We start from the raw sequence: 6,660 nt of genomic DNA, 5'->3' as shown, positions 1-6,660 counted from the left end.
GTCAGCCCCAATTGCTCGGCCAGACCAAGGGGACGAAAATACCGACACCGAGAACGTGGACATGGAAGAGGAACAGATCGTCCCTCCCATGCCAGATGCCAAACCACTGCCGATCACGTCGTACGCCGCCGCCGCTAAAGCTACCAGGAACGCAGCGGCAAAAAAATCTCACTCGACCATTCGTGGCCGAACTGAGGGCAGGATTGAAGACTCGATCCCCCAATACTTCTCGCTTTACAAGGATGGAGCCACTGCGGTCATCATCTACGAAAATACAGGGGTTAACGCAGCAAGACTGCAATTGGAATTGAACGAGTTGACGGAGGCGCTCTGCATTCTAGACAACTTCACATATGGGGTTACTTACCTTAACTTTGCTTACCGAAAGGACTTTGACGAGTTTATGACAAAGCCGATTGTTATCAACGGCAAACGCCTTCGAGTGGAAGAAGCCGTGTTCTCTGAAGGAACTCGCATTCTGATCAGGGCAGAAAAGATGTATCAACCAAGAATAGACTTCTTCCTTGCTGAACTCCAATGTATCTACCAGGACATTGGGACCATCAAATACATCAACCCCCATTACATTGTGGGATCCGGAAAGACTCTGACGGGAACAGTGGACTTTATTTTGGAGGTCCCCACCAGAAGGATCAAGGGACTGATTCTTCCTCGCATGGCGGCTATTAACGGCAGGAACACGCTGTTTACCTGGCCCAAAGGAGGTGTCCTGTGTTACAGGTGTGGTGGAAATGACCATGTCAAGGCAAAGTGTCATGAATCCTCTACCTACAACCTCGCTGAGGAAGAAGCACTGGACTCTCCAGTGATGGTGAAGGCATTCCCCGACATTCACGCATCTCCAACCAAAAACAACAACGACAAAAACAACAACAACAACGACACAAATTTCAGAAAAGACAACAGACGAACCACAGTCACAACTTCAGTCCGCAAAGACGACGACAAGGAGTGGACAGTAGTCGTCGGACGAAATGCCTCCGCTAGGGAAGGTGTAACTCAGGGCGGCAAGACAAAGCGGGGAAAGACTAGGACCACGGGAACCTTCGCTTTTGGCCCTGGATCTCCTCACCAGTTCGATCCATCTGAGCATGGCTCGTCTCCCTCGGGATCGAGTTCGAACACCGGAGGAGACCAGATCCCAGCAGAGAATCCCCAGGCCCCAAGATTGGAGAGGGTAAAGTTTAATATCGGCTCTTTCTCTCCATCGACTACGACTGTGGAGCGTCCAAGGAGAGTCACCCAAAAGGAATCGCCTCCGCAGGAAGAAGTGGAGACCGCCTTGACCGAAAACCAAAAGGCAGAGAACCGACAAACACCAGTTAAACGCAAAGGGAAATTGGAAAGAGAAGATATTATTCCAACCAAGGACAAAGAAAAGAAGACAAGGACGGCCAGATCACCAGGGGTAGTGGTAAAAGAAGGTGGGGAGGGGGGAAATACTTCTCTGTAGGGATCCCCCACTCCTAAAAACCCAATCTATCTATTTTTCCAATGCCTGTACAACCTCTTTCTCCAGCTGCGGTCACCTACGCCAATCTCCGGATAGCAACGTTGAACGTACGCTCACTTGTTAACGAACACAATCGCCGAGCCTTCTTTGCATGGCTCAAAAACCAACCTATCGACATTATTGCCATCCAAGAAACTGCCATCCGCGGGAGATTTAACGAGAAAACGTGGATGAGCGATTGGGGAGAATCGGGCAAGTCCATGTTCACCCAATACTGCGGAATCCTGGTGCGACACGAATCCTTTTACCTCACAGACCAGGTGCAACTCGAAGACGGCCGTATCCTTTCAGCCATTCTCAAGGCCGAAGGACAAGATAACGACACTCTTCGAATTACCAACGTTTACCTCCCAGCCAGCGACAGAGAGCAACCTCCCTTCCTTGCCCGTTTAGACACGGGAAGAATCGAACACCCTCTTACTGTTGTCCTAGGAGACTTTAACAACACTATGAACCCACGAATAGACAGGTACCCGACGAGATCAGCGACGGATCCTCAAGCCTACCTTTTCAGCGCGCCATGGCAGTCGGTAGCCGACGCCATCATGGTCCCTCTGAATCTGGTGGACACGGCTCTTCCTCGTGCGGCTAATAGAACACACTTTACTCATTATCATACACACTCGGAACCTGCAAACGACGAAAACCGAGCGCGTCACCAACACTTTTTATCCCAGATGGACGTGGTCTCTCAGTACGTAGGAGGACCGTGGACAGAGGGAGGAGTAGAAGTGGTAGGTCAGCTCCCCTCGAGTGAGGTACCTTCCTCACCAGAGCCGGAACCGACGGAAACCATTCTACACACATTTTCGAGGATCGATTACATTATGGTCTCGGCCCAGATGATAGGGAGTGTATCGGCCCAGGAAGTTCGCTCTTGCGACATTTGCTGGCCATCACGGCTGACTCCGCTGGACCACCGCATCGTCTCGGCCACGATCTTTTCATCCGACACTCCGCCATACTGTGCCTCTGAGGTGCTAGATGAACGACTGTTGCACGACCCGACTTTTATAGGACTAGTGAACGCCAGGTTCACGGAACTATCAAAGAGGAGGGAGGAGATCGGGGCACCCCCACTAGCAGGGTGCTGGGACGAGTTCAAATCCGGATGCCTGGAAGATGGACAACGTCTCGCGAAAAAGAAACGGAAAAAAAATATGGACAAGAGGCGAAACCTGAAAAAAGCCCTCGAAAAAGCAGACATTAATTTGGAAGCTCAGCCCAGAAACAAAGCGGCCATTGCGCGACGCGACAAATGTCTGGCTGAACTTGAAGAATTGTCCAAATACGAACTAGACAAGCTGGCGATAATGGGAAAGGTAAAGTGGTTGGAGGAAGGAGAGAAGGCCTCCCCGTTTTTTACCCAACGATTACACGCCCGCCGAAAAAAATCTGCCATCACCGCCCTCAAGAATGAACAGGGAGAGCCAAAGGACGACTCGGACTCTATCGCCGAGATTGCCATGAACTTTTATTCTCATCTGTACTCGGCCGAGCCCACGATCGAGAACGCTCAGGAAACCCTCCTGAGTGCTGTTCAAGAGACGGTGAATCTAACAGATAGAAATAAGCTTGATGCGGATTTGACCCTGGATGAAATTTATTTTGCGATCGACGAGATGGCAAGTAGATCCTCCCCTGGGACAGATGGCCTCACCTACGCTTTCTACAAAGCCTTCAAGATCAAGATTGCCCCGATCCTGCAAGAGATCCTCAACGGGATTAAGCCAGAGTCTTCTGCATCCCTGCCAGCAACCCATGCGAGGTCCATGACAATTTTGCTCTTCAAGAAAGGTGACGCAGAGAGGATTGAGAACTATCGACCCATCTCCCTCACTCAATGCGATTACAAAATATTCACAAAGGTGCTGACCAACCGGATGAACCCAGTAGCCGACAAGGTCATTGGTGTCCATCAAACAGGATTCATCCCAAAACGCCAGGGGCACGACAATGTCATGTTGTTGGATCTGCTTGTTCATTACTTTGAAGGAGGCCGCAAAGGAGAGGCGGCCGTGTTGAGCCTTGATCAACAAAAAGCGTATGACCGAGTGGATTGGGGCTATCTTCATCTATGTCTAGAGAGGTTTGGATTTGGCCCACGCCTCCGCCACTGGATCAAGACCTGCTACACAAACCTGGAAGCACACATTCACCTAGGAACAAGAAAATCTGACCCATACCAGATCAGGAGAGGGCTCCGCCAGGGAGATCCTCTTGCGCCAATCCTGTTTAACTTTGTACTTGAGCCCTTTCTCTTGCACTATAGTCGCACAGCTACCGGCCACCCTGTTCCTGGTCTTGAACCCAAGGTCGCAGCCTTCGCGGATGACACTCATCTTTTGATGGGTATCGGGGACAATGTCCACGCGGAAGCCGCTATTCTTCTTCATGAACAAGCCTCGGGAGCTCGTATCAACAAAGAAAAGTCCAGCCTGATCCCTCTTACCAAGACGGCTCACACCTCCATTGTATTGCAAAATTTTGCCCCAGTTCCATTTGGTACTCCTTTTGAACACTTGGGTATTGTGCTGCGATCTGAAGGTCGTAAGATGGCGGAAATCGAACGAAAGATCATTGACAAGCTGGAGGATACCATCGCAGGATGGAGGACGAGGCAATTGAAGTTTGAGGGACGGGTTACAGTCCTCAACACCTACTTTTTATCAAAATTGTGGTACGTTGCTCCGTTTTACACATTTTCCAAATCTTTTTTCAAAACTCTAGACAAGCTGACTCGGCATGTCCTATGGCCGACAACGAGTTCCAGAGTGAGTCTCCACTGGTACAGGCAGCCCAGAGAACTAGGAGGATACGGTCTCTTGAACCCAAGCACCCAGATCCTAGCGCTCAAGGCTAAATGGATGGCCCGACGTCAGGGTGAAACACAGAGGTGGATCTCACTTTTGGACCTCATCGTGGCCGAGGCGCTTCCTCGGACGGCTCCAGCCAACCTTTTAGAAATACCCACTGTCAGGGGGGTGATGCAGCTACACGTAGCCAAACCTCCGCCTCCCCTCAATATCACTGCTAGTCTGGAAGCCTACCGCCAATTGGATATCCAGATTGTTCCACCGCCTGAAAACAGAATCGGGTTCCGCACTACGATCTGCAACGGTGAGAGAGCAGCAGCAATGTTTGAGGTAAAAGTGGCTCGACGCTATCTAGACAAAATAGACCTAGCAAACCGCATCAGAAACTTTAGCCCTGCCCATAACAAGCAAGACTGGCCTCCCATTCCCGAGCGAATGCCTGTGAGATCCTGCGAGGTGGATTTTACAGGTCCCGCGCCCCATCCGACCAATATGATGATGCCGGCGGTCCCAGACATGCAATGGAAGGTGGCATGGAAGCGGTTCTGGTCTAGTGCCCGCCGCCCCAATGAGCGCCACTTTCTATATCAACTCTTTCACAGAACAACATGGACGAATGGATTCAAATCCAATCTGATCCGCCTCCCCACGCAAGTCCTTCCCTGGTGCAGGTGGTGTGTTGATCTGACCCCTAGTCAAGAGATTTATGAGAACCGTGTTCACGCCTTCCACGATTGTCCGAGGGTGTTGGCAGAATGGATTCGACTCCGAACATGGGTCGAACTTTTATGCGACACGGGTCCTCTTCCCTCATCCATCCACCAGGACTGGCTCTGCTGGCCTGCAGTAGCCGAGATGCCCCCTCTAGCTATCCACTTGCATTCGACAGTGGCACAAACCATCTGGCAGTGCTATTGTGCGTTAGGAGACGGAGATAAACAAGCGGATATATATCTGAATGGAGCCATCTTATCAGCCATCAAGACTCGAATGAGAGTGGAGCACGCTCGAGCAATCTTTAGAGATCAAAAAGTCGATATTGGTAATGGACGAGGACTGCTTGACCAAGAACCGACCAAGACACACCAAGAGCAGTTCGCCCTAGAGTGGCATCGGCCTCCTCACTTTATTGTTTCTGAAGGAAAGATATCGTTTGGAGTAATGTGGGGATGAAAGCTCCGTTCTTTCCCACAACAAGACTCTTCCCTTTTCAAATCTAAAAAGAAAAAAAAGGGACGATCTCCGATTGTCCACAGGCATCCGTCCTTCCTAAAGGGGAGAGCAATTGGACTGGGCCGAAAAAAAAAACAAAACCAAAATGCACGAGAAAAACACAAAAAAATGATTGAGAACGAGTTGCGGTCTCTATCTTTCCCCCTGTTCCTGGAAAGTTAGGGCTCGCGAGTAGGTGCCCCTCCTATGATCTACTCAAAGAGCTTCCTAGGTCTTCGGACCATGGATCCCCCTTCTTCCTTGCCTAAGGTCCCGTACAAGTACCTTGAGATCTTTTCTCCCACTTTATAATTGAGGGCTACGCGTCTTTACCGCCGCCTCTAGATAGTTTCCACCCCTTCAACACTTAGCCTAGTGCTCCTTTCGTTTAACTAGGGCGAACCACTGGTCTAGCGACACAGGTAGAAACAGTAGTACTAGAAACTTTTCTTATAATCTGGCGAGGGGGAAATCTTGGGAAAGCTTCGGCACCCCCCCGCACGGAAATAAAACTAGGTATACCAATACCTAGCCCGGTTAGCTCAATCGGTAGAGCGTCAGACTCTTAATCTGAAGGTTGTGGGTTCGACCCCCACATTGGGCGTTTTTGCTCTTTTGTCCTCTGTGTGAGAGGCCCCCGGGTCCCAGCTTTTTGCCTTCCAAGGGTCTGATAAACACCCATGTGCTCGGGAGACATGGTTCTGAGGATATCTGCAGGGTGTCCATTTTTTTGGAGACTCTACGATTGTGTAACCGCGGCAACTGTGCGTTCGAGGTTTGTTACAGACATTGGCCCCCAAGTGAAGTGCTAAAGCAAATGAGGGGACGGCGGATGGTCGGTATAGAATTCGGCTTGCCCTCTTGAACAATTAGAATTTCTAGGAGGCACAGTTTCTGGCTCAGCCCATACTTTCTCAAAATGGAGATTTTCTCTAGTGAGGTAGATGCGTTCGACTCTCGAAAAAAACTATCCTACGATAAAGTGGCCAAGATGGATACAGCATGCTTTCGGCAATTGATACCTCAGGAAACAAACATGGTCGAATAATTTCCTATTCCAAATGATCTCGTGGGTATTAAAGGCGAGCTATTTCTTTC

At 50.1% G+C, this 6,660-nt stretch carries 2 protein-coding genes, 1 tRNA gene and 1 pseudogene; all 4 read left to right on the top strand.

Features of this window, described 5'->3' with window-relative positions; all coding sequences use genetic code 11:
- On the top strand, positions 1–1,474 hold a 1,474-nt coding region (locus Q0R17_RS07975), incomplete at its 5' end, for a hypothetical protein (protein ID WP_293933758.1).
- Between the two features lie 41 nt (positions 1,475–1,515).
- Positions 1,516–2,367, top strand: a pseudogene (locus Q0R17_RS20060) (endonuclease/exonuclease/phosphatase family protein); the annotation flags it as partial.
- Positions 2,368–2,694: 327 nt separating this feature from the next.
- Entirely contained in the window at positions 2,695–5,523 is a 2,829-nt protein-coding gene (locus tag Q0R17_RS07970) for a reverse transcriptase family protein (protein ID WP_293933756.1), read from the top strand.
- A gap of 570 nt (positions 5,524–6,093) precedes the next feature.
- Positions 6,094–6,166: transfer RNA gene (locus Q0R17_RS07965), tRNA-Lys, on the top strand.
- Positions 6,167–6,660: the final 494 nt, after the last annotated feature.

The organism is Iodobacter sp. (assembly GCF_025352645.1).
GTDB lineage: Bacteria > Pseudomonadota > Gammaproteobacteria > Burkholderiales > Chitinibacteraceae > Iodobacter.
This window is presented reverse-complemented; position numbering and strand designations above follow the sequence as displayed.